Below are 253 nucleotides of genomic sequence, written 5' to 3' on the forward strand. Positions count from 1 at the left end.
CAGCATCTATTACTCTTGCTTTAGGAGCTGTAATAGACTGTGCTATTGCGGTCTCTTCCCTCTTTTGCAATAATAAAAGGTAAAGGTTTTCTTTTATCTGTTGTTGTCTTTCAATACCCCTAAACAACTTTTCAATAGATGGTAGCTTCGATATTTTATTTGAAACCTTATTTTGTTCTCCTAAATATTCATTCTTCGCTAGCTCGAGCCCAGCCTTATTTCGTTGTAGACTTTGTACTATTGATGAACGCAT

Annotated in this window: 1 protein-coding gene; it reads right to left on the reverse strand. The window is 35.6% G+C overall.

Annotation, left to right across the window (positions count from 1 at the left end):
- On the reverse strand, nt 1-253 hold a 253-nt coding region (locus tag SB752_RS32940), incomplete at both ends, for a hypothetical protein (RefSeq protein WP_410719585.1).

The sequence above is a fragment of the Brevibacillus sp. SIMBA_040 genome, from assembly GCF_046535075.1.
Lineage (GTDB): Bacteria > Bacillota > Bacilli > Brevibacillales > Brevibacillaceae > Brevibacillus.